Source organism: Caproicibacterium sp. BJN0003 (assembly GCF_026314295.1).
GTDB lineage: Bacteria > Bacillota > Clostridia > Oscillospirales > Acutalibacteraceae > Caproicibacterium.
On sequence record NZ_CP111108.1, the window covers coordinates 1,783,646 to 1,806,596 of the forward strand.

Genomic DNA, 22,951 nt, shown 5'->3' on the forward strand with positions numbered 1-22,951 from the left:
GTTTTACAACTTTCTATGCTACCAGTATATACTGGCCAGCCGCGAAAGTCGTCCGCGATATTACTCAACGTTTGCCATAGAGCAATGTGGACAGCCGGTCGAGCGCGCGGTTCTTCTTGTTGTACGCGGAGGACCGCTCAATGTGAAAATGCTCGCAGATGTCGTAAACCGAGTCAATCTGCTTTCCCTCGTCACACATATAAAACTCCCGCAGCACATACTGCTCGTCCTCAGTCAGGTTTTCCCATGCTGGCTGGAACCACGCCATGTATTCCAGTGCCTGCCGGTAGCGTTCCTTCAGAACGTCGATCTCCTCGATGCCGTTCAAGATGCGTTGCTCACCGGCCTGCGGATTGTGGACGTGGGGCATCCCGTCAAAGCCGGGGCTGCGGATACTTTCCATCTTTTCGTGCTCCGCCCGGATGTCGTCGTCCGTGTGTTCCAGAATGAATTGCATGCTGCCGTAGTCCTTGAGCGCGTCCAAGGCGGCAGCCCGTTTGTTTAGGTATTTCCATGCTATCTGCATAACCGCACCTCCGTCATGATAAATTGGAATCCACTCGGATTGGCACGGATTGTCTTTAGATTTTCAGATCCGCTTTCACGGCGTTGATCAGGGCTACCTGCGTACTGTCCTTCTGCGAGAGGGCCTTCAGGATGCGGCCGTCAATGGTTCCCTTTGTAATGATGTGCTGGATCACAACGGTGTCGGCAGTCTGGCCCTGTCTCCACAGACGGGCGTTGGTTTGCTGGTACAGCTCCAGCGACCAGGTCAACCCGAACCAGATGAGTGTGGAGCCGCCGCTTTGCAGGTTCAGCCCATGCCCGGCAGAGGCGGGATGCACAAGGGCTACAGGCAACTCGCCGTTGTTCCACCTGCGGATGCTGTCGGACGTGTCAAGGCAGGAGAACGGGATATGGAGCTTGTGCAACCGCTCGAATATTCTGGCGAGATCATGCTTGAACCAGTAGGCCACCAGAACGGGCTTCCCGTTTGCCGCTTCGATTAGATCCTCCAACGCGTCCAGCTTGCGGTCATGAATGTGAACGACATCGCCGGTGTCAGAATAAACAGCGCCGTTAGCCATCTGGCACAGCTTTCCGGAGAGGGATGCCGCGTTTGCTGCTGTAATGTCGCCGCCCGGAAGCTGCAGAACCAGATCTTCCTTCAGATCGTCATACCGTTTCTGCTCGTCGTCCGAGAGGCGGACTTCGCACTCGGCGCTGATGAGTTTTGGCATCTTGAGGTGATCCGTGGACTTCATGGAGATCGTAATATCCGAAATGCGGCGGTATATCTCGGCTTCCGCGCCGGGCAGCGGCTTATAGGAATAAATGATCTGGCCATTCCGCTTATCCGGCATGAAGTAATTGGTGCGATACTGCCCAATGAAACGGCCAAGGCGCTGACCCATGTCCAGAAGCCGGTATTCGGCCCACAAATCCATAAGTCCGTTCGCGGAAGGGGTGCCGGTCAGTCCCACGATGCGGCGGACGCGCGGGCGGACCTTCATTAACGCCCGGAAACGTTTTGCCTGATAGCTTTTGAAGGACGACAGCTCGTCCACCACGACGGTATCGAAGTCGAAGGAAACGCCACTGCTTTCGATGAGCCATTGGACATTTTCACGGTTGATGATGTAAATGTCGGCGGGCTTCTGCAGCGCCGTTTTTCGTTCAGTTTCATTGCCAACAGCAACGGAGTAGGTCAGCAGCGACAGGTGGTCCCATTTCTGAAGCTCCGAAGGCCAAGTGTCGCGGGCCACACGAAGAGGTGCGATGACCAGAACGCGGTGGGCTTCAAAGCTGTCAAACAGCAGGTCGTTCAGGGCGGTCAGCGTGATGCTCGTCTTACTCAGCCGAGGCCCATATCGAGAAGAACAGCAGAAATAGGATGGTTTTCGATATAATTGATAGCATATCTCTGATACTTATGTGGTATGAACTTCATTCGGCATCACCTCCTTCAATTTCGTTGATAAACCACCGCAACTCGGCGTGGTGCTTTGCATGGGCACTCTGGGAAGGGAAAACAACTATATTCTCAGGTGAGTTGTTTCTTTTGTTGCCGTCCCTGTGGTGGACGACTTCACCCGCCAAAAGCGGCCTGCCCAGTATCTGCTCTGCAATAACTCTGTGAGCGGGCTTACCATATATTTTTGAGTAACCGTCGCATTTGCCTTTTCCAAGATGTGAGACTCTCAGCTTTTTTCTGACCGCTGGTGTCATTCTTGTCGGATTCCTGCTTTTTGCTAAAGCAGAGAAATTGGCTGCCATATTTGTGTAATCCTTTAATTCCGCATATCCGGCTGGGTTTTTGCTCTTATTGCTAAAATCCGCAAGACACTGACGAGAACAAAAAGCGTGTTTTTTCCCTTTCATGTAACATTCCAGCCGTCTAAATTCTTCTCCACACCAGTCGCATCTATAGGTCCTCATCATCGGGCATCACATCCAATTTCTGCAAGCATTTTTGCAATCTGACCAGTATCGTCAAGCACGTAAACCTTGAAGCCCAGCTTCCGCAGCATCCGGTGTCTGGCTTCCTGCAGCGGACGCGGGACTTTTCCGGGAGCCTTTACTTCCACGAAAGCTATGTGGCCACCCGGTAAAAGTACAATTCGGTCTGGCATCCCGTCAAAGCCTGGGCATACGAGCTTCGGCGCGATGCCGCCCAGCATCTTTGCCGCCTGTGTTAGTTTTGCTTCAATCTGTTTTTCTCGCATTCTTCATATTCCTTCCAGCATTCCTCAAAAGTATCAAGGCATGCTTCGCAAGCGTTACGGCAAACGAGGTACTTTCGAACTTTGTCATGGCGGCCCTGCTTCGGAAAATAGAAGCCGTCAGATTTTACATCACGGGCAAGGTCGCCCTTGGGAGAGTGCTCATTGATATATTTTTCTTGAGCCATGTATTAAACTGCATATTTTACTCCTTTTCGTCAGGTCATAATGTGGCTGGGTTAACCTCTCCGATGTCTCTGCATAGACTTTTTCTTATATGATTTTTTATAGCTCTAAGAAAAGTTCCAGTCAGAGAGGTCGTAGAGGTTAACCCTTTAAGCCCTTATGCCAGAAAATCCTCAAAATCCCCGTCGTCTTTTTTCAGTCTTAAGCCTTTAAAATAACGCTTATTTTTACTGACGACTCGTTTATAGCCCGCATTCTCCAGTGCAAAATAGAAATCTGCGGTGCTGCGAACGTACTCGTTTGTGTCAATGCTGTAGTTACGGTACGCCTGATATAAGGCACCGGAGTTCTCTCTGAAACCGGCATCAAGCTCGCATTTGTCCTCAAGAAAATGGCCAAACCAGTCGTTCTGCGACCGGTACTCCGCAATCGCTTTCTGCACGCATGCCGGGACCGGGATTTTATAGTCAAGCGCGATGACCTTCTGGGCACCCTCGATGATCCAAGTGAGGATGCTTTCACCGGCGTTGTTGTAAAGATACTCGCCGTAATTCTTGATGTCGCTGGTACCTTCGATCTTGGCGTAGAACGGGATGACGATCAGCCTGCGCCAGATGCCGTCATCGGAAGCGCTGACCTTCGGCAGATGGTTGGTGTAGAGGACCAGTGTATGGCAGGGCGTGAAGCTGAACGGGTCCTTGTACTTTTTCTCCGCAAATACGTCGTCGGTGGAGCAGAGTTGCTTGACGGTCGAGTCGTTAAGCCTTGCGCCTTCCTGCATTTCCGCCGCAATCAGCAGACGCTTGCCTTTGACCTCCGCCATTTCTGGCTTGATATTCCTTCGGCAGCCGACCGTCAGCGTATCGGCAGAGATGTTGCCGCTGTAAAGGCCCAGCACACGGGAGACAGCATTCCAAAAGGTCGATTTGCCGTTCCGCCCGCAGCCGTAAGAGATGATGAGAGCTTCCACAAAGACCTTCCCGATAGCGGCCAGTCCGCAGATCATCTGGACATAGTTGATGAGCTCTTGATTCTTGCAGAAGATTAGGTTCATGCTATCCCGCCAGAGCTGTTCGCCTTTACTGCTGGGTGAAACGGACGTGATCTTGGTGATATAGTCCTCCGGGGAATGTTCCCTCGCTCCAGCGATACCTTTGCGGAGATCATAGGTTGCGGCCGGGGTGCTGAGGAGAAAGCAGTCGGCATCCAGATCACGAGGCGAAATCTCCAACATGGGGTGCACTTCCTTCAGCGTCGCGGTGATATTCTTGGAATCACGGCGGCGGATTGCAAAGGACTGATATGCCTTTGCTGCGAGGAAGGCAGTGTAGGCTTCAGCCTGCGTATCATTGAACAGGGCCTCGGCCTTGGCCTTTGAAGTTGTATCGAGGATTCCTTGAGCGCCGCAGTCCGTCAGGGCTTTCATCGCCTCGTGCATATCCTTCGCGGCTTCCTCCAATTGGCGTCGGGTAAGTTCATAAGGAAACGTCAATATTGATACAATGTTGATGTGTGAAAAAGTCCAGCGTTGCTGGGCTTTTTTGCGTTTTATATGAAATTTAGGCCGCCTTTCGGGGCGGCCTTTTTTGTTTTTTGAAACCCTATCGTGAAATAATGCAACCACTCTACCCTGTCCTCCTACCTTTTGTGAAAAGATTTAGGAAACGTGAAAGAGTTTAGGTATCGTGAAAAAGTACACCCGCTTTTATTGTCGAGAACAATCCAGCATTTCATTCGTGATTTCCAAGAATATATTTGCCTTTTCGCGATAGCAAAGCCAAAACCAATCCGAAGATAGTTAGACCGAGGAAAAAGCCGAGGCTCCCGCGAAGCCCATCAGCATAAGCCTGTTCCTTGGTCAAACCGTTTGACAAGGCCCGGCTGACGCTGGGAGTCAAAAAGCTGGATGCCAGCGCCGTGCCGATCGCGCCACCCGTTTGCTGCAGGGTGTTCATGATCGCGGAGCCGTCCGCATTGTTTTCCGCAGAAAGCCGATTGAGAGCATTTGTCTGAGCCGCCACAACGATCAGCCCCGCGCCAAACATAAAGGCGAGGTAGAAGCATATAACCATGCCAACCGTATAAGCCGCCTTCAAGAAAACAATAAGCATGACACTTTGAAGAAGATAACCGGCGAGAAAAAAGGTCGTGGCACGGTGCTTTTTCAGCAGAGAGCCTACCCAAAGACTCATAACGGCGTTTGCCGCCGCTCCGGGGAGCAGAATAAGCGCAGCCGTCAGGCTGGAACTGCCGACGCCGTTCTGTAAAAAGATCGGAAGCAGGAATCCCAATGCCAATACGTTCATCTGAGAGATCATAATCATGCCGATTCCCGTTGTGAACGCCGGTACCGAAAAACACGGACTTGAATCAAAGGCACCTCCAGCCGTAACTGGCGCCATACAAAAGGCAGCAGGCAGCCGACGCCGATGATAAGGATGATCCATGTCCGGTAATCCCAGCCCCAATCGCCGGAGATACTGAACGCAAGGACAATGCCTGACAGAGCGATGACGGAAAGGAATACCGATAAAAGATCGATCACCGGCTTTTCACCCTTGCGGATATCCTTGACGGTTAGACTTCCCGCTATCAAGGAAAAGAGAATAAGCGGGAGAAGGAACAGGAATAACCAGTGCCAGTTCAGATATTCCATAACGATTCCCCCGAAAATGGGGCCGACGGTAGGGGCAACGGTTGTGACCATCACAACGAGGCCCAGCAAAAAGCCCCTTTGCTGGAAGGGCGCTTTTTCCAGAACGATATTGGTCAGCAGGGGCAGGGAAATACCGGTTCCCACGGCCATAACCAATCTGCCCAGCAGCAATACGGAGAAATTCGGGGCACATGCTCCGGCCAAAGTCCCTACGAAAAAAGTGAGGACAGCCGCCTGTAGCAGCCGTTTTGTCGGGAACTTTTTTACCAGGAAGGGCGAGATCGGAATCGAGATGGACAACACCAGCAGATAACCGGTAGTCAGCCACTGAATGGTTGACGCGGAAACCTGAAATTGATTCATAAGAGCTGGATAGGCGATGTTCAATGAGGTTTCCGACACAACCCCCATGAAACTGATCGCTACCAGCGAAATAATGGTGATGAGCAAATTTTTTTTGATTTTATCTTTCTCGCCGTTCACTGCACTTTATCCTCCCCATCCTGTATCAGCGGCTTTTTTCTGTCGATGCGTTCCGACCTTTCAATCTGTATGGGGTGGGCCTTCATCAGCCGGTACATTTTTTCCATTGTTTTGATCGCGATTGCACAGTCTTCTTCCTGTATGGGTTCAAGGATCTGGACCAATTCTTTATGACAGTTCAAAACATATACCGTAAAATATTCCATCCCCAATTCCGTAAGCGTCAGCGTTAAGGTACGTTTATCCTCCGTGTGCGCGTGCTTTTCTACTATGCCGTAATCGGTAAGCTCATTGATCAGCTTTGTTATGCTGGGGGGCGTAATACGAAGCGCATGGCTGACGTCGCTGACACGGACACAATTCTGCTTCTCCTGAAGAGCGTGAATGATTCCGATTACAGACATATGACGCGGTTTCAGCTTTTTTGGTAAAGACGGCATCAATTCCGTGATCTGTTTTCCATAAAAGCAAGCGTCCAGAAGTTGCTGCAAGATCTCCATATTCACGAAGAACCCTTCCTTCCCATAAACTTATTTTTAGTAATTACTTTAAGTCAGCTTATTCTTTTTTATGAAGGATGTCAATCCCATTGATTGAGACTCACAGGATGAACGTGCGGCACATGGTTTGCAAATCCTGCTGGTTTTGGCATAGCGGGAATTCTTTGATGTGACGCTTTGCGGACCATAAGTAAGTGATGAACCGGAATAGGGTCGTTCCATTCTGTCCGTTTTTGATTCAAATCACAGACAATCGTAAAAAAGGTGGTAAAATAGACAATTAGGGATAAATAAAAGGGAGGTTTTTACTATGGGCAAGAAATTAACGGATAAAGTGAGCTGGGTCGGGAAGATCGACTGGGAGCTCAAAAAATTTCACGGCAACGAATATTCGACGCACAGGGGTTCCTCCTACAACTCCTATCTCGTGCGGGATCGGAAGACCGCCCTGATCGATACGGTGTGGCAGCCGTTCGACAAGGAGTTTGTCGCCCGGCTTAAACAGGAGATCGATCTGAAAAGCATCGACTACATCGTGATGAACCACAATGAGATCGACCACAGCGGCGCCCTGCCCGAGCTGATGCGCGAGATCCCTGATAAACCGATCTACTGCACGGCGAACGGTAAAAAGATCATTCAGGGACATTATCATCATCCGGAGTGGAATTTCGTCACCGTCAAAACCGGCGATACCCTTGACCTCGGCGACAGCAAGCTAATCTTTGTCGAGGCCCCCATGCTCCACTGGCCGGACACCATGTTTTCCTATCTGACGGGCGAGAACGTCCTGTTCAGCAACGACGCCTTCGGCCAGCACTACGCGACCGAGTCGCTGTATAACGACACGGTGGATCAGGGCGAGCTTCTCGCTGAGGCGCTCAAATATTACGCCAACATCCTGACGCCGTTCAGCGCGTTCGTGACGAAGAAGATTCATGAGGTTCTGGGGCTGAATCTGCCGCTCAGCATGATCTGCCCGAGCCACGGGGTGATCTGGAGGGACAACCCCGCCCGGATCGTCGAGCAGTATCTGAAATGGGCCGACAGCTATCAGGAAAACCAGATCACGCTGGTCTATGATACGATGTGGAACTCGACGCGCAAAATGGCAGAGGCCATCGCCGACGGCATCCGGCAGGCTGACCCCGCCGTGAAGGTCAAGCTGATGAATACCGCCAAACGGGACAAGAACGACGTCGTTACCGAGGTGTTCCGTTCCAAGGCCGTTCTGGTCGGCTCCCCGACCATCAACAACGGGTATCTCTTTTCCATCGGCGGGATCATGGAGATGATGAGGGGGCTGAAATTCAAAAAGAAGAAAGCGGCCGCGTTCGGCAGCTACGGCTGGAGCGGCGAGGCGGTCAAGCAGTTGACCAAGGCCCTCGGCGACGGCGACTTCGAGGTAGTGAACGAAGGCCACCGAGCCTTGTGGATCCCGGACGAAGCGGAGCTCGCCGCCTGCAGGGAGTACGGCAAACAGTTTGCGGAAGCCCTCTGAACTCAAAGTAATAAGCGAGGATGGGGCCTTCGGCACACGGGATTCCCCCGCGGGGGGATCCGTTCCAAATTCGGCGGTCCAATGGAAAACCGACGCGGGATCGGCCTCGACCGGATTTTGCGGTGCAGATGTTCCATAAATCGGAAAAGGGGAACGGAAAATGAAGTTGAATTATTCTGAAAGCAGAATCTATATCAACGACGAAGCCGGAAAAACTGTTGCGGAAGTGACGTTTCCACCCGTTTCGAAGGACCTGGTCGAGATCAAGCACACTTTTGTCGATGATTCTCTGCGAGGTCAGGGGGTTGCCGGTGAGCTCCTTCTGGCAGTTGCACAGGAGTTGAGGAAAACCGGAAAGAAGGCATACCCAACTTGCCCCTATGCGATACATTGGTTTTCCGGGCATCCGGAATTTGCGGATGTATATTCCGACCATAAATCCTGATTTGTGCGGCAGTGCCCTGGACGCGGGGTATTTCATCCATTGAAGCAGGCGAAAGCGCGTTCGCCTGCTTTTTCTTTAGCTTGACTTTGACGCTCCTTCCGATAAAATATAGGTAAATGATATTTTATGAAAGGGGATGATGGAATTGGCAGACCGCGTCCACTGTGGAGAAGAATGCATAGAAAAGCTCTGCGTCCATAAGGTGCCGATTTTTTCATTTTTGGAACAGGACGACCTCATCCATATCGCATCCTTGATTCATCACAGAGAATACAGAAAAGGGGAGACGCTTTTTTCCGAGGGGGACAGTCCCGACACCTTAGTGATCGTCAATGAGGGCAGCGTCAAGGCGTTCAAAATCACACCGGACGGTCGGGAACAGATCCTTTATGTGTTTTCGGAAGGGGACTTTTTCGGGGAGAGGAACCTGTTCGACAGGCAGACGGCCGCCTACACGACAGAAGCGCTGGAGCCGGTCAAGGCCTGCCTGTTTATAAAAGGCGACTTTTATAAATTGCTTCACGCATATCCCGATATTGCGATAAAAATCATCGAGGCGTTGGAAGAGCGCATGTCGCACATGGAGAGCGCGCTGCAAAGCATGGGCGTGCGCAACGTGGACAACCGAATCAGCACGCTGCTTCTTGGTTTTGCCGACAAATACGGGACGGCCGTGCCGGAGGGTATCCTGATCCGCCTGCCGCTGAGCCGCGAAGGCATGGCCAATTACCTGGGGATCACCCGCGAAACCGTGAGCCGGAAGCTCGGCCAACTGGAGAGCGAGGGCGTCATCCGTTCCGTCAGCAATAAGAGCATTCTGGTGCTCGATCATGGCGCGTTGGAGCTGTCGGCGGGCGTTCCTTCCTAAAAACTGAAAGTTTGATTGCAATCACATACATTCCTTCCGCTCCCTGTTACAATAATGATGAAATCGAAAGACAGGACGGAGGGAATTTTCTATGATATTTGAAAAGAACGCGACGGTCGGCAGTATAGCGGCAACCATGCCGGAAGCCCTGCCGGTTTTCCAAAGGTTCGGCATTGACTTCTGCTGCGGCGGGAAAAGACCGCTTGCGGCAGCGCTCGCCGAAAAGCATGTCGGCCCGGAGCAATTCTCCGGGCTGCTCGAAGCGGAGCGGACAAACGGAGAAAGACGGGAGAAAGGCGCGGACTTTAACGCCATGAGCCCGGCCGTCCTCTGCGCCTATATCGAGGACACGCACCACGATTACCTTCGCCGGGCGCTGCCGGAGATCGGTCAACTGACGCTCGCGGTACTCCGTGCCCACGGGAGAAACCATCGGGAACTTTTTGAAGTTTATCGGCTGTTCGGACGGCTGAAAACCGATCTCGAACAGCACCTTGTCAAGGAGGAAACGATACTGTTCCCCGCGCTTGCGAAGCCCGGCACACCGGAGAAAGCGACGAGGGACCTCGCCGCCGATATCATAGGCGAGCATGAGGCCGCGGGAAAGCTGCTTCGGGAGCTTCACCGTGTGACCGTCGATTTTACGGTTCCTTCCGACGCGTGTGAAAGCTACCGAAAGGTTTATGCGCTGCTTCCGGAGCTTGAGAACGACCTGCACCGGCATATCCATCTGGAGAATAATATTCTCATGAAGAATTTTAATTTTCCTCAGGGGGAGGCGGCGGAAGATGGAAGATAAGATTCTCGACCTCAAAAAGACGGTCTATGAATTATGCGCGGCCGATCCGGGAATTGCTAAAATATTGGAGGAAGTCGGCTTTCAAGATATTACCAAGCCCGGCATGCTGGCGACGGCGGGCCGGTTCATGACCATTCCGAAGGGCGCGGCGCTGAAAAAAATCGACCTTGAAACGGTAAAACGGGCTTTTGCAGCGCACGGTTATCAAGTAAAGGGGGATGCCAAATGAGCGAAGAGATCAACAACCGGGAATACCGTCAGAAGGTTCTGAAGGAACTGATCACGCAACTGCATAACGGGGCAAGCGTAGAAGAGGTAAAAGGCCGGTTTGCCGCCGTGTTCGACGGGGTTTCCGCCGAGGAGATCGCGCAGGCGGAGCAGGGTCTGATCGCAAACGGCCTGCCGGTTTCCGAGGTGCAGCGCCTGTGCGACGTCCACGCGGCGGTGTTCAAGGGCTCCATTGAGGAGATCCACCGACCGACCGACCCCGCAGAGATTCCGGGTCATCCGGCCAACACCCTCAAGCGCGAGAACCGGGCCGTTGAAAAGCTGATCGGGGAGATCCGGGAGCAGCTTGCCCGGCTGCCCGGCGGCGACGCGGAAAAGAGGATATCCGATGGACTCGAGCGGCTGGCCGAAATCGACCGCCACTATCTGAAGAAGGAAAACCTGATCTTTCCCTATCTGGAGCAGTACGGCATCACGGCCCCGCCCAAGGTTATGTGGGGCGTGGACGACGAGATTCGCGCGCAGCTTAAGGAGATCAATAAAAAGCTCAAAGGGCAAGACGCCGCGCAGCTCCGGGAACCGATCGGGGCGCTTCTCAATAAGATCACCGAGATGATCTTCAAGGAAGAAAATATCCTGCTCCCCATGCTGCTTGAAAATCTGACGCAGGACGAATGGAAGCGCATCGCCGACGAGAGCGGCGAGCTCGGGTATTGCCTGATCGATCATGTGCCTTCTTGGGCTCCGGCCGCGAAAGGCGAAGCGGAGCAAACCGCGCGTCAGGAAGCAGCCTCGCCCGGCGTCGTCACGCTGCCGACCGGCGCGCTGAAAATCGAGGAACTTGTCCGGATGCTTGACACCCTGCCCATCGACATCACCTTTGTGGACAAGGACGACACAGTAAAATACTTTTCGCGGGGCGCGGAGCGCATCTTTCCCCGCACAAAAGCCGTAATCGGCCGGAAGGTCGCCAACTGCCACCCCCCGGCAAGCGTGCATATCGTCGAAAAGCTCGTGGAGGATTTCAAGGCCGGCCGGAAGGATCACGAGGATTTCTGGATCGACGCGGGCGAAAAATATATCCTCATCCGGTATTTTGCCGTCCACAGCGACGCGGGCGAATATCTCGGCGTGCTGGAAGTGACGCAGAATATCCGGCCTATTCAGGCGATCAAAGGGGAAAAGCGTCTGGTTTCGGAGTGAGACATGAATCAGGAGGAAAGGCGATTATACAATGAGCGCACATATTCTGAAAAATATCGAGTTTGAAAAGGAGCTGGAGCTCGCCGTGCTGGTGGAATACCAGCCGGGTCAGGTCGTCAGCCGGACCCTCGCGCAGAACGGCGCGGTGAGCGTCACCCTGTTCGCTTTCGACGAAAACGAGGAGATCAGCTCCCACGCCTCGGAGGGCGACGCCATGCTGACCGTCCTCGAAGGAAAGACCCGCGTCACTATCGGCGGGCAGGTCTTTTCCCTGACGGGCGGCAAGACCGTCGTGATGCCCGCGGGCGTCCCCCACGCCGTGGCGGCGGACGGTCGGTTCAAGATGCTGCTTACGGTCGTGTTCCCTCAATAACAATGTTCAAAATATTTTGAAAGGATCTGATTTCTATGAAAGCGACGATTGACAGAGACGGATGTATTTCCTGTGGACTGTGTGCGGAAACCTGCCCGGAGGTTTTCCGGATGGGCGACGATGGTAAGGCGGAGGTGTATCAGGACCCCGTCCCGAAAGAGGCGGAGGGTAAAGCCATCGAAGCGCAGGAAGGCTGCCCTGTTTCAGTAATCACGGTGGAATGATCCCCATCTTATTTCAGAAGGACAGACAAGCGGCGGCCGCTTTCAGAAGGCGGCCGCCGCTTGCTGCTAAAAATGAGAAATAATTATTCCGTTTTTTCCTGCAGCAGATCGGAGAGCACTTCGCTGTGGGACCGGCGTTTCGCTGTGGCCGTCCCGAGCAGACCGACGCAAGAATAATCTCGGTAATGCGTTTTGTAATAGCGGGCTGCGTCTTTATCTTCCATGGCAGCTCGGTATTCCTCCGCATACTGTTCCCATTGGATCCAATGCTTGATATAGCGGTCCAGCAGATCCGGATCGGGTGCAAAGAAGCGGTCGTGAATATAGGCGGCATGGCAGATCTGAGGCACGAAATACGCAAGGTCGCCCTTTTTTGTAAATCCGCAGAGCTGCGATTCGTTTTTGAGACGGATATCCAGCACAAGGTCCGCCCGCATGCCCAATATTTTTTCAAAGAACTGCTCTGCCGTCGTCTGGTAAGCGCTGAGGGTGAAGAACTTGCTCATTTGGCCCCCTCCATTTCAACTCCATTATATCACTAAAAATAGGTTTCGAGGTTGCGTATGCAACGTCAATAGGAGAAATAGTTTTCGAAGTCATAGGAAGGCATATCATCAATCAATATAACTTCCGTAGGATACGGCCTATGGCGGCGCTTCTGGTTTTAATGCTTTTCCCCTTTTGTCTGCTGGCGGCCAGAGAACCGCTGTCCGTCTTTCAAATAGCCGTTCTATTCCCGGTCATCCCTTGTTTTTTATCCGTTACCTTTATCTTGCGGCGCAGGTGGGTGATTGTGTTATATACCGCGTCTTCTTTGCTTCTTGTCGCGCTATCCCGTATAGGCTCAATCCCCCTTGCATACCTCCTATTCCTTTTGGTGATCAATTGGGCATCCATGGTTGTTCCCCAAAGGATGACAAAGTTTAGCTCTGCAATTTTTATAACGGGTTTTCCAACATCAGAAAAGTTAATATCCTTAAATGCTAATCCATTTTTCCATTTTGCCAGATCGTATAATGATCTGCGTTTCCAATCGTTACAAAAGTCTGGTTCATACAAAAGTTTTCCCTTTTGATCTTCAAACTTCATATCCAATCGCCCCCAGTCTCTTGCAGATTTCATTCTCCAGCTCGTGGCTCTGACGGAACATCCCGGACAACTCGCCGGTAAGCTGGGTCATCTTCTCATCAAAGGGTTCGCCGTCGTCTTCCTGCTCCTCCATACCCACATAGCGCCCCGGGGTAAGGATGTAATCCTGGGCCCGAACCTCGCCCAGCGCAGCGGATTTGCAGAAACCCTGCTGGTCCTCATAGTCCGGCTTGTCGTCCCGCCAGTTGTGGTAAGTGTCGCAGACCGTCTGGATTTCCTCGTCGGACAACTCCCGGTGTTTGCGGTCAATCATGGTGCCCAGTTTGCGGGCATCGATAAACAGCAGCTTTTCCCGGCGATTTTCCCGCTTTCGGGAGAGGAACCACAGGCAGGCGGGAATGGTGACATTGTAAAAAAGGTTGGGCGGCAGGGTGATGATGCAATCCACAAGGCCCGCCTCAATGATATTTTTTCTGATTTCCGCCTCAGCAGTTGTGGTCGTGCTCATGGAACCGTTGGCTAGAACGAAGCCCGCCACACCTCTGGGAGAGAGCTTGCTGATGATATGCTCGATCCAAGCGTAGTTGGCATTACCCGCCGGTGGCATTCCGTATTTCCAGCGCACGTCCTCGGTGAGATTGGGCGCTCCCCAGTCTTTAATGTTAAAGGGCGGGTTTGCCAGCACGAAGTCGGCTTTCAGCAGCTTGTGCTGGTCGTTTCCAAATGTGTCCGCATTTTCCTTGCCCAAGTCGCCGTCAATACCACGGATGGCAAGGTTCATCTTACACAGCCGCCAGGTTTCCGCAATGGATTCCTGCCCATAGATGTGAATTTTATCCAGTCTGCCCTCGTGTGCCTGCACAAATTTTGCAGACTGCACGAACATCCCGCCGCTGCCACAGCAAGGGTCGTACACACGGCCCTCAAAAGGTTCGATCATGCCGACCAGCAGCTTGACGATGGAAGGCGGCGTGTAATACTCCCCCTCAGTGGAACCAAAATGCCCCAGAAAATATTCATACACACGGCCCAACACGTCCTGAGCCCTTGCCTTTTTTCCTCCCAAGTTAAAGGAAAACAGATCCACCAGCTCGCCCAGCACCTGCTTGTTGATTTCCGCCCGGGCGTAAGTCTTTGGCAGTACGCCCTTGAGGGTGGTGTTCTCACGTTCGATGGCCACCATGGCATCGTCTATGATCTGCCCGATGGTAGGCAACTTAGCACTTTCTTTAATGAATTTCCACCGGGCAGATGGCGGAACAAAAAACACGTTTTTCTCGGCGTAGGCATCCCGGTCTTCCTCAAAACCTTCGCCCTCGACCACCAAGTCTTGATATCGCTCGTCAAAGCTGTCAGAGATATATTTTAGGAAAATAAGCCCCAGCACCACATTGCCGTATTCGCTGTCCTTTACGCCCATGCGACCCCGCATTTTGTCTGCCATTTCCCAGAGTTGATTTTCAAAGCCTAATGTCACTTCTGCCATATTGCCGTTCCTCCTATATCATCTCATCATATAATTTGTTTTTCTGCTCTTGCAACCGCTGTTCCGCTTGCGCCACTGTTTGACGGTAATGTGTGAGCTCGACTTCGTAGAATTCTGTCAATTTTCTCTGCCTGTCCAGAGGAAGAAGCGGAATTTCCAGTTCCATAATGTCTGTATGGTTGATGTTCATAATCGTCACGCCGCGCTGAAAGCTCTTGACCATCACCTGACCTGTAGGGCTGTCCAGAAACATCTGGATGAACGCCGGAAGTATCTGCCCTTTGCTCCGGATGACAATGATGTTTGCGGATGCAATTGTAATGTCTTCCTGCTTCCGGAACAGGGCGGATTTGATAGCCGTTCCCCTACAGGAGAGTATTACATCGCCGTCTTGCAGCTCATAACGCTTTATTTTGCGTTCATCCTCCGCAATGGTGTCCAGACCCTCGTAGTCGATTACGCCGTTTTCTATATTGCCGATGTTCAGCACGGCAATCTCTCCTGGCACGGCGTCTTTTTTCAGGATCGATTTTCCGCGAAACACCTCAGCCACCTCGCCGAGTTTGACCTTTGGCGTATCAGATTTCTTGAACCGTGCGATATTCCGATCGTCCTCCGAGAGCAGCAATTCAATGCGCCAGTCGCCATGTACCCGGAACTTCTTAGTCGGGATCGCTTTAGGGTGATAGGGTGCAAGCGCATCCTTTTTCACTTTCAGCTCTCCAATGCTAACAGTCGCTGTTTCCTGTCCGGTAATCGACAGCAGATAGGTTTTGATGGCAGTCCACGGCCGGAATGTTCCGTCAGGCAGAATATAGAGCGATTCCACGTTCCGCGTATCCGCAATCTGCCGACGCAATTTTTCATAACCGCCGGACGCAAAGGTAAGCTTCGCCGGAGTGATGAAGTCCATCGTACCTGTCGAGGTCATAAGGCCCAGCAGATTTTCCAGTGCTACGCCATCATAATCCTGCGTCAAAAAAGCATTGGCTTCCGCTCCGACTCTCCCTCCAAATGCCGGTAGGCAGAAAATATAGTCATAGCTCTGCGATGTTTTCGGCAGAGCCGAATAGATGGAAATAAAACGAACATCAACCGCCGAGTTTCCTTCAAACAGCAACCGTAGCAAAATCTCAAATGGGTGGAGTTGTGTGGTAAGCGTTACCTTTCCGGGACACGCCGCTACAAGCTCTGTCAGCCCGTTCAGGTGCCGTTCAGCATCGGTAATCAGCACTGTTTCTGGGGCAAGAGCGGTAATTCGTTTTTGGATATACTGAGTCAGAAGCGTTGGTGTGATCACCTCTCCGCTTCTGTCATTTTCATAAATGGACTTGGTAAACTCACCGAGATCTATCTCTTTCAAAGCGTCATAAATATCCCGAAAGTCATTTCTGTCAGCAGGAAAGAAGCCCAGCGTCTCTTCTGTTTTCTGTTTCATGATGGAAAACAGCTCGCTGGTAGTCTCATTTCCCCGCACAGCTTTTTTAGTAAGCGCAACACGCAGGGCTTCTGTCAACAGCTGGTCACGGGATGTGATCTGGCGCTGATAAAGAACTGCCAGAGCACTTTGGATATCGTTATTCAAGCAGTACACCTCCATATCATGGACTGTTTATAGAATACTGCTAATATTTTAGTATGTCAATACTAAAATATATATTTTGATTAATGGTACCTCGCAACTCTCTCGATTACTATTACAAATGCCACGAAGCCCATAAACTACACGACCCCGCATGCAGCAATGGCAACTTTCTTTTGCATATGCACCTTTTAACGAAAGGCAGTACCGTGTGCATTTGGTATCAAAATTGGTCACTACTTTCATGCCGAGTGTTCTTATAGTATTTGAAAGTGCTGTAAGAACACTCGGCTTTTTATATGCTTATCCTGCCATTTGCGCTTGGGAGTAGCTTACGGCTACTCCTTTTCTTGTCTGTATCAGAACATCCGGTTCCTGTAGAGATGAAATATCCGGTATTTCAATGGAGCCGATACAATTATAATGAATAGTCAGCTTCTGGACGTATACGCCGTTTACCTTCTCAGCCTGATGGACTTCAATGTGATCGATCAGTTCGTTCAGCATACGCGGTGTGAGCTTTCTGGCTCTGGTATATTTACGCACAGTGGCAATGAACATATCCGTGCCCACAGATTGACGGCTTTCTTTATCAAGCTCGGCCCTCAGCGTTTTTATCCGCCCTGCTAATCCGCTCTGCTCATCTTCATACTGCTTGGTCATTTTTGAAAACCGCTCGTCGGAAATTTTCCCGGCCACATTGTCCTCATACATTCGATCAAACAGTCGGTCAATCTCTTTATCGCGGGCCAACAGAGCATTGTATCCTTTTTGCTTTTTCTGCCGCTCAAGTTCCACCGTTTGCTGAGAATGTCCCATAACCGCTTTGACAAATTCATCTTCATACTTGCTCGCAAATTTTGTGAGCCTGTGGATTTCTCCCAGTACGACCTGTTCCAGAAAGTCGACACGGATATAATGGGTAGAAGCACAAGTACCCCGATTACCTTTGTAATTGGAACAGTTGAAATACTTGATGTCCGGGTTGCCCTGATTGAAGTGGTAATGCAGATTGTGACCGCAGTCGGCACAGACAAGCAAGCCGGAAAACATATTGGTTTCTCCCTCATTCGTTTTCCGCTTGCGGATTTTACCACGTTTCTGCTGTACCTTTTCCCATGTTGCGCGGTCAACGACCGGATCATGCACATCCTTAAAGATAACCCAATTGTCATGGTCGTTCTCAATTCGCTTCTTATTCTTGTAGGATTTGCTGTATGTCTTGAAATTGAGAACGTCCCCGCAATACTCCTGTAAGGAAAGAATCTTGGTGACGGTTGAACTGTTCCACTTCGTGGGCGGTGCGTCTTTGTGCTTGCCAGGGCGGTTGACGCCTCGTGTTTGCCAATAAGATATAGGAGTCAGTATACTGTCCCTTTCCAGTGCGGCGGCAATTTGTTCCGGCCCAAAGCCGTCCAGTGTCATTTGATAAATGCGGCGAACAGTGGTGGCGGCTTCCTCGTCCACAATCCAGCGTTTGGGATTATCCGGGTCCTTGATGTAACCGTAAGGCGGCTGTCCCATAGGTTCCCCAGCATTTCCCTTGATTTTATTGCTGATGCGCCGTTTCTTGCTGATATCACGGGCATACCACTCGTTGAATAGATTGCGGATCGGTGTCAGTTCATTTTCTCCCTCAGCGGTATCCACATTGTCGGAAACCGCGACAAGCCTGATGTCGTGATCGGGGAGGAATTCCTCCGTGAGTTTCCCAACCTCAATGTAGTTTCTGCCCAAACGTGACATATCCTTTACAAAAACAGCCGCTGCGTGGCCTTCCTCAAGCTCTTGAATCATTGCCACAAAACCGGGTCGCTCCATTGTGACACCGGAAATGCCATCGTCAGAGAAGTGAACAAGGTTGGTATATCCCTTTTCTTTGGCAACCTTGATTAAAAGTTTTTTCTGATTGCTTATGCTGTAGCTTTCACCCTCAAGGTTGTCATCGCGTGACAGCCGCTCATAAAGAAAGGCTGTGTCTTCCCGGTTTTTTCTCCTATTTGACCGTTTCATAAATCCCCCTTTCCGGCAGTCAAATAAGCAGTATTTACAGGCTAAGGTATACCATATCGACCGCCGATTGTCACGCTTGCCGCATTGTTACTTATCATCAAAGCCGATCTGCGTCGGCCCTCATCAGTTTCATTAAAATGGTTCCCAGCGTGTCATGCCCTTCTGTTTGAAAAACAGGTTCGACAATGAAGGTTTTGCCGTCTACTTTATAGGTGGATGGCTTATCTAAACGATTGCGTCCGGAAGCTCCGGGCGGTATATTGCTGTTGCAGGCAGCAGTTTTCGTGTTTTTCATCGTTATGCCTCCGTCTAAATAAAAACAGCCGCACAGTATATTTTGTATTTGCATTGCCCTCATGGGCAATGCAGAGCAATTACGGCGTGGCTGTCCCTTTGTTTCGATTTGCTTTTTATGTTTACAGATATTCCGGACGAACAGGCGGCGTACCTGTTACCATAGGAATCGCACCTCCCCCCATGCTGATGGCGGGCCGTCCTCATTGCCTGCGACGGTTTTATCACGCTCGGACTGTGACTGAACGGAAGTTTCATCACATACAGATGATTGCCGCAGAGCTGCCTTGCGTCTGAAAGAAGCTGCTCTACCTGCGGCGCTGGTGTTTTTCGCTCCCTTTCCGTTACGCTGAAATCCAATCATCCTCTCCCGCGCAAGAAAAGATCGTGGCGCACCCGCCGCCCGGCTCCCTGTATGCCGCTGCTTGCGGTATGTATCCGGCTTGTCCTTTATTAAATTTTCAAGCTACAACAGGGGAATAATATCTCCCTCATAAACCCTTTCATTTTTGGGGCCTGTTAGGATACACCTAATGGTCATTTTTTAGAAAGATTTCCATGTTTCGAAGCCCCTTCCTGATTGACTTGCGTACATTTCGGGCATCCACACCTTCTACCCGTGCAATATCGGCTTGACTGATACCGAGTATGTAATGGGCATAAACGCGTTTGGCCTGCTTGTCCGGCAAAGAGGCAATCGCTGCGTGGAGCTGTGCGACCGTTACTTTACGCTCATATATTTCACAGGGGGACAAAGAGACAAACAGGATGTCATTCTCGATGCCGTCGTCACAATCCAGAGAGTAATACGCCTTGTGCCGGTATCTTCGTAAGTAGTAGGCAGCGTCGGCCCGTTCATAGGAAACCATGAGCGCCGCGACTTCATTCGGCACTTCGATAGTGCAGTCGGTGGTATAGAAATCGGGATAATATTCCCGCAAATTAATCTGTGTCATTAAATTTTCCTCCATTCCGATTTTTGAGTTGTGGCAAATCGAAACAGAGGTAGGTGGGGAGCGACAGCGGGCTGAATGTCCCTTTGCAAGGCCAAAAAGACCCACTTGGGCATAACCCAAATGAGCCTTTTGCAAAAAAATGAACTTATATATCCAGTTTTTGAATCCTATAGGTTCCTGTTCGTGGCCACAGTTACCCGTTGAACAGCACAGGCTTTTTTTAACAGACTACCTATTAGAGCAACGTATAGCGAATAGATGTCCGCTTCATCACGCCCGGCCGCTGCTGTGCAGCGGTCGCCTAATGTTTAGAACATATCGAATGCACATGGAAAGCCCTCCAACCTGCAAGTCTGAAGGGGAATCGATATTGCTATTCAGACATGATGATACACCCACCAAACTCGCGCTTTTTGTGTGACAGAATCTTACTAAACAGAAAAATGCTGCCATAAGAGTACATTTTTGCAATATTACACGATGGTAAATCTGATATCGGTTAGGGGGTGCGGATAAAAAGCTGGACAAGTACAGGCTGTGACATGGGAGTGATCACATTGTTCGCATACGAAAAGCGAGCCCGAGCGTTGCAGATGTATGAGGAAACACATTCTGTAACCGAGACCATCCGCGTACTTGGTTATCCCGGACGGCAGACCCTGTACAAATGGATCAGTAAGCAGAATCAGCCGAAGAAAGTGAAATCACCCTATCGTGGCAAAAATACCGAGACCCATCCGCGTCACCCGCCAGTGAAGCTGAAATTGAAGGTTCTCCACCGTTGTTTTGAACTTGGCGAAGATGTAAAATCAGTATCAGATGAGATCGGGTATAGCCGAGCCAGTATTTATACATGGCGTAGGAAATATCTTCGAAAAGGAATGACTGCACTGATGAATCCGGAGGATGACCCCCGAGGTAAACTTGTGCCAGGTACAGCATCCTCCTCAGAGGAAATCAACGAGTTGAAATCCGAAGTGGAAGATATGCGGATGCAAATTGATATTCTAAAGGAAACCATCAACGTATTAAAAAAAGACCCCGGCGTCGATCAGGCAGTTCTCCGGAATCGGGAGAAGGTGGCGATCATCGGCGCCCTGAAGAGTAAGTATTCGCTGCCGAATCTGCTTTCTGCCTTGCATTGTCCGCGCAGCAGCTACTATTACCAACAAAAGACCGTGAAGCGGCAAGACAAATACTGTTTCGCCAAGAAAAGGATACAGGCTGTATTTGAAGAAAATCACGGGCGCTACGGATATCGGAGAATCCATGCTGCATTGAGAAAAGAAGGCCTACGTCTATCCGAGAAGGTTATTCGCCAACTCATGAAACAAGAGAAGCTGCAAGTCGCAGCAAAAAAGAAGCGAGTCTATAGCTTTTATCAGGGGGAGATTACGCCGGCAGTGCCCAATGTCATACAGCGCAACTTCCATGCCGATCTTCCAAACGAGAAGTGGCTGACCGACATAACGGAATTTGCAATTCCGGCTGGAAAGGTTTATCTTTCTCCTGTGATTGACTGTTTTGACGGTATGCCGGTCTGCTGGAGTATTGGGACAGCCCCGAATGCAGAGCTTGCGAATTGTATGCTGGATGATGCAATCTCCCACTTAAAAGAAGAACGTCCCGTCATCCACACAGACCGTGGCTGCCATTACCGATGGCCTGGTTGGATTAGCCGTATGGAAAAGGCGCATTTGCAACGTTCAATGTCAAAGAAAGGATGCTCGCCGGATAACTCAGCGTGTGAGGGCTTCTTTGGCAGAATGAAAAATGAGATGTTCTACGGCTTGTCCTGGATGGATGTGTCAATAGAGGCCTTTATTCAGATCATACACGACTATATGAATTGGTATCGGGAAAAGCGCATCAAAATTTCACTTGGCGGGATGAGCCCGCTGGAGTACAGACAAAATCTAGGCCTGAGTGCTTAGTCCAAAATTTTGTCCGCACCCCCTTATATCTAAAATGTGGTGTAAATTTCCATAGTCAGGTAAGATCTAAAAAGACCATAGGTAACATTTCCGAAAGCTTGTCAAGACCAAAAGCACTTATATTTTGATTACGTTAATGAGATTTTTATATATTACCGACATTGTGTACATTTGATGTTGCTTTTTAACTTTATAAAATCGTAATAGCAAAGGCTTTAGGCCATTACACCGCTGACAATATTGCATCAATCTGCGACAGAGCCTTATAGACGTTCTTATATGCTGGGCAAGCATCTGATGGAATTGCATAGTTTCTTGTGAGGCTTCTGAGTTTTTCCAATAAGGCCGTTGCTCTGCCAGTATCCATACCATCTTCAAATACGGCCTGCAGTTCGTCTGTTACCTGTTTAACTTCCATCAACTCCGGATGTTTCGCTCCATGTATTTTCAGCACTTTCGGCAGAAATATATTCAGTGTCTTAAACGATTTCTGTACAGATTTCGAGCAGTTCTTTAAATGATTTGATCTTCCGAACATCTATTGTCCTTCTTTTCATTTTTTCTCATTATACTGGAGACTTTCTCCGCTTACCTTGATTTATATCAAGTTTATTTAATTTTTGTAATTTTTAAAAGAAGAGGCAGAAGCCATAAACATTCGTGGCTTCTGCCTCGAAACCCTGTTGCTCCTGTTTGCCAGATAGGTATAATCCGCCTATTATAAGACGTTTTCCAATGCATCTTTCTGTAAGAGGCGTATGTTTTTCCCCGACCGTCCCAGAAATCCATCATCTTCAAACTGTCGCATTCGTCTTGAAAGGGTCTCGGGTGTGGTAGCTAAAAATGCTGCTAACTCCTTCATAGACAGTGGAAGTACAAATGTATCCGCCCCAGCGACCTTTGACAGGTCAATTAGGTAGGAAGCTAGTCTTAACGCGACACTTTCCGTCGCTGTGCGGGTAGTCAACTGGTCCGCCTCTGCCAGCTTGCGGCTGTATTCTTCCAGCAGCTTGACACTGATAGCAGGATATTGTATGAGCAGCTCCATGAATTCCTCACGCCCTATGACACACGCCTCAATATCTGTCAGTGCTTCCCCAAAACTGTTCGGATTGATGGAACCAAATAAGGTGTCTTCTCCTATAACACTTCCAGACTCCAGTACACGAAGCAACTGTTCCTTTCCAAAACCCGAAAGCTGATAAACTTTGATCCTGCCTTTTGCAAGGATAAATAATCCACATGATTTATTGGGAGAATAGATAATTTCTCCTTTTGCATAACAGCGGTGTTGCATGATTCCGCTGATTTTCTCCAGGTTTTCGTGACTTAAGTGATTGAAAATCGGCACATTCTCTGCACATACGTGTCCGGACATTTTTTCCCTCCATTCCGAAAGCGTTTTGGC

General features: G+C 50.3%; 27 protein-coding genes and 1 pseudogene. 9 read left to right on the top strand and 19 right to left on the bottom strand.

Annotated features, from left to right (window positions below; all coding sequences use genetic code 11):
• Positions 1-64 precede the first annotated feature (64 nt).
• The 9 genes and pseudogenes from OP489_RS08805 to OP489_RS08845 form a co-directional block, all read right to left on the bottom strand.
• Positions 65-526 carry a hypothetical protein gene (locus OP489_RS08805; protein ID WP_266161601.1) on the bottom strand — a complete coding sequence of 154 codons (462 nt, stop codon included), beginning with the start codon at positions 524-526 and terminating at the stop codon, positions 65-67.
• 55 nt (positions 527-581) lie between these two features.
• Positions 582-1,951 (bottom strand): annotated as a pseudogene (locus OP489_RS08810) (SNF2-related protein).
• Positions 1,948-2,442 (bottom strand): HNH endonuclease, encoded by a 495-nt coding sequence (locus OP489_RS08815; protein ID WP_266161603.1) that lies wholly within the window; start codon positions 2,440-2,442, stop codon positions 1,948-1,950. Before OP489_RS08815 ends, OP489_RS08810 begins: the two are co-directional and overlap by 4 nt.
• A complete protein-coding gene (locus OP489_RS08820) occupies positions 2,439-2,726 on the bottom strand; it encodes a VRR-NUC domain-containing protein (RefSeq protein WP_266161605.1) in 288 nt (95 codons plus the stop codon). Before OP489_RS08820 ends, OP489_RS08815 begins: the two co-directional genes overlap by 4 nt.
• Positions 2,696-2,911: a YozE family protein gene (locus OP489_RS08825; protein WP_266161606.1), complete on the bottom strand. Its 216-nt coding sequence runs from the start codon at positions 2,909-2,911 to the stop codon at positions 2,696-2,698. The genes OP489_RS08820 and OP489_RS08825 overlap by 31 nt, the downstream gene beginning before the upstream one ends.
• Positions 2,912-3,066: 155 nt before the next feature.
• Positions 3,067-4,533, bottom strand: coding sequence for a DNA primase family protein (locus tag OP489_RS08830; protein WP_416232445.1), 1,467 nt, complete (start codon positions 4,531-4,533; stop codon positions 3,067-3,069).
• A gap of 106 nt (positions 4,534-4,639) precedes the next feature.
• On the bottom strand, positions 4,640-5,233 hold the full coding sequence (locus tag OP489_RS08835) for an MFS transporter (protein WP_266161608.1): 594 nt from the start codon (positions 5,231-5,233) through the stop codon (positions 4,640-4,642).
• The gene (locus OP489_RS08840; RefSeq protein WP_266161610.1) at positions 5,230-6,048 is read right to left on the bottom strand and encodes an MFS transporter; all 819 of its coding nucleotides are present in this window, start codon (positions 6,046-6,048) and stop codon (positions 5,230-5,232) included. Before OP489_RS08840 ends, OP489_RS08835 begins: the two co-directional genes overlap by 4 nt.
• Positions 6,045-6,548, bottom strand: coding sequence for a MarR family transcriptional regulator (locus OP489_RS08845; RefSeq protein WP_266163515.1), 504 nt, complete (start codon positions 6,546-6,548; stop codon positions 6,045-6,047). The genes OP489_RS08840 and OP489_RS08845 overlap by 4 nt, the downstream gene beginning before the upstream one ends.
• Positions 6,549-6,858: 310 nt before the next feature.
• Here OP489_RS08845 and OP489_RS08850 point away from each other — a divergent pair, with 310 nt between their 5' ends.
• The 8 genes from OP489_RS08850 (at position 6,859) to OP489_RS08885 (ending at position 12,189) form a co-directional block, all read left to right on the top strand.
• On the top strand, positions 6,859-8,049 hold the full coding sequence (locus OP489_RS08850; protein ID WP_266161612.1) for an anaerobic nitric oxide reductase flavorubredoxin: 1,191 nt from the start codon (positions 6,859-6,861) through the stop codon (positions 8,047-8,049).
• Between the two features lie 160 nt (positions 8,050-8,209).
• Positions 8,210-8,494, top strand: a complete 285-nt coding sequence (locus OP489_RS08855) for a GNAT family N-acetyltransferase (RefSeq protein ID WP_266161614.1) — start codon at positions 8,210-8,212, stop codon at positions 8,492-8,494.
• A gap of 136 nt (positions 8,495-8,630) precedes the next feature.
• Positions 8,631-9,362, top strand: coding sequence for a Crp/Fnr family transcriptional regulator (locus tag OP489_RS08860; RefSeq protein WP_266161616.1), 732 nt, complete (start codon positions 8,631-8,633; stop codon positions 9,360-9,362).
• 91 nt (positions 9,363-9,453) lie between these two features.
• Entirely contained in the window at positions 9,454-10,161 is a 708-nt protein-coding gene (ric, locus tag OP489_RS08865; protein WP_266161618.1) for an iron-sulfur cluster repair di-iron protein, read from the top strand.
• Positions 10,151-10,390, top strand: coding sequence for a DUF1858 domain-containing protein (locus tag OP489_RS08870; protein ID WP_266161619.1), 240 nt, complete (start codon positions 10,151-10,153; stop codon positions 10,388-10,390). Before ric ends, OP489_RS08870 begins: the two co-directional genes overlap by 11 nt.
• Positions 10,387-11,592 carry a DUF438 domain-containing protein gene (locus OP489_RS08875; RefSeq protein ID WP_266161620.1) on the top strand — a complete coding sequence of 402 codons (1,206 nt, stop codon included), beginning with the start codon at positions 10,387-10,389 and terminating at the stop codon, positions 11,590-11,592. Before OP489_RS08870 ends, OP489_RS08875 begins: the two co-directional genes overlap by 4 nt.
• Before the next feature lie 31 nt (positions 11,593-11,623).
• Entirely contained in the window at positions 11,624-11,965 is a 342-nt protein-coding gene (locus tag OP489_RS08880) for a cupin domain-containing protein (protein ID WP_266161622.1), read from the top strand.
• A 35-nt stretch (positions 11,966-12,000) separates the two neighbouring features.
• Positions 12,001-12,189 carry a ferredoxin gene (locus tag OP489_RS08885; RefSeq protein ID WP_266161623.1) on the top strand — a complete coding sequence of 63 codons (189 nt, stop codon included), beginning with the start codon at positions 12,001-12,003 and terminating at the stop codon, positions 12,187-12,189.
• An 83-nt stretch (positions 12,190-12,272) separates the two neighbouring features.
• On the opposite strand, the gene OP489_RS08890 is transcribed toward OP489_RS08885, so the two are convergent.
• From OP489_RS08890 to OP489_RS08925, 8 genes are all read right to left on the bottom strand, one after another.
• Positions 12,273-12,695: a DUF488 family protein gene (locus tag OP489_RS08890; protein WP_266161625.1), complete on the bottom strand. Its 423-nt coding sequence runs from the start codon at positions 12,693-12,695 to the stop codon at positions 12,273-12,275.
• Positions 12,696-12,906: 211 nt separating this feature from the next.
• Positions 12,907-13,278 (bottom strand): hypothetical protein, encoded by a 372-nt coding sequence (locus OP489_RS08895; protein ID WP_266161628.1) that lies wholly within the window; start codon positions 13,276-13,278, stop codon positions 12,907-12,909.
• Positions 13,268-14,764, bottom strand: coding sequence for a type I restriction-modification system subunit M (locus tag OP489_RS08900; RefSeq protein ID WP_266161630.1), 1,497 nt, complete (start codon positions 14,762-14,764; stop codon positions 13,268-13,270). The genes OP489_RS08895 and OP489_RS08900 overlap by 11 nt, the downstream gene beginning before the upstream one ends.
• 13 nt (positions 14,765-14,777) lie before the next feature.
• Positions 14,778-16,349: a restriction endonuclease subunit S gene (locus tag OP489_RS08905; protein WP_266161631.1), complete on the bottom strand. Its 1,572-nt coding sequence runs from the start codon at positions 16,347-16,349 to the stop codon at positions 14,778-14,780.
• Between the two features lie 300 nt (positions 16,350-16,649).
• Positions 16,650-18,359 carry a recombinase family protein gene (locus OP489_RS08910; RefSeq protein ID WP_266161633.1) on the bottom strand — a complete coding sequence of 570 codons (1,710 nt, stop codon included), beginning with the start codon at positions 18,357-18,359 and terminating at the stop codon, positions 16,650-16,652.
• A gap of 97 nt (positions 18,360-18,456) precedes the next feature.
• On the bottom strand, positions 18,457-18,654 hold the full coding sequence (locus OP489_RS08915; protein ID WP_266161635.1) for a hypothetical protein: 198 nt from the start codon (positions 18,652-18,654) through the stop codon (positions 18,457-18,459).
• A gap of 59 nt (positions 18,655-18,713) precedes the next feature.
• Positions 18,714-19,013 carry a hypothetical protein gene (locus tag OP489_RS08920; protein WP_266161637.1) on the bottom strand — a complete coding sequence of 100 codons (300 nt, stop codon included), beginning with the start codon at positions 19,011-19,013 and terminating at the stop codon, positions 18,714-18,716.
• Positions 19,014-19,183: 170 nt separating this feature from the next.
• Positions 19,184-19,609, bottom strand: coding sequence for a sigma-70 family RNA polymerase sigma factor (locus OP489_RS08925; RefSeq protein WP_195464742.1), 426 nt, complete (start codon positions 19,607-19,609; stop codon positions 19,184-19,186).
• A gap of 548 nt (positions 19,610-20,157) precedes the next feature.
• Here OP489_RS08925 and OP489_RS08930 point away from each other — a divergent pair.
• Entirely contained in the window at positions 20,158-21,543 is a 1,386-nt protein-coding gene (locus OP489_RS08930; RefSeq protein ID WP_266163516.1) for an IS3 family transposase, read from the top strand.
• 223 nt (positions 21,544-21,766) lie between these two features.
• Here the strand turns inward: OP489_RS08930 and OP489_RS08935 are convergent, their stop codons facing one another.
• Positions 21,767-22,081 carry a hypothetical protein gene (locus OP489_RS08935; RefSeq protein WP_266161638.1) on the bottom strand — a complete coding sequence of 105 codons (315 nt, stop codon included), beginning with the start codon at positions 22,079-22,081 and terminating at the stop codon, positions 21,767-21,769.
• 180 nt (positions 22,082-22,261) lie between these two features.
• Complete coding sequence (locus OP489_RS08940) at positions 22,262-22,921, bottom strand: Crp/Fnr family transcriptional regulator (protein WP_195464745.1); 660 nt, start codon at positions 22,919-22,921, stop codon at positions 22,262-22,264.
• Positions 22,922-22,951: the final 30 nt, after the last annotated feature.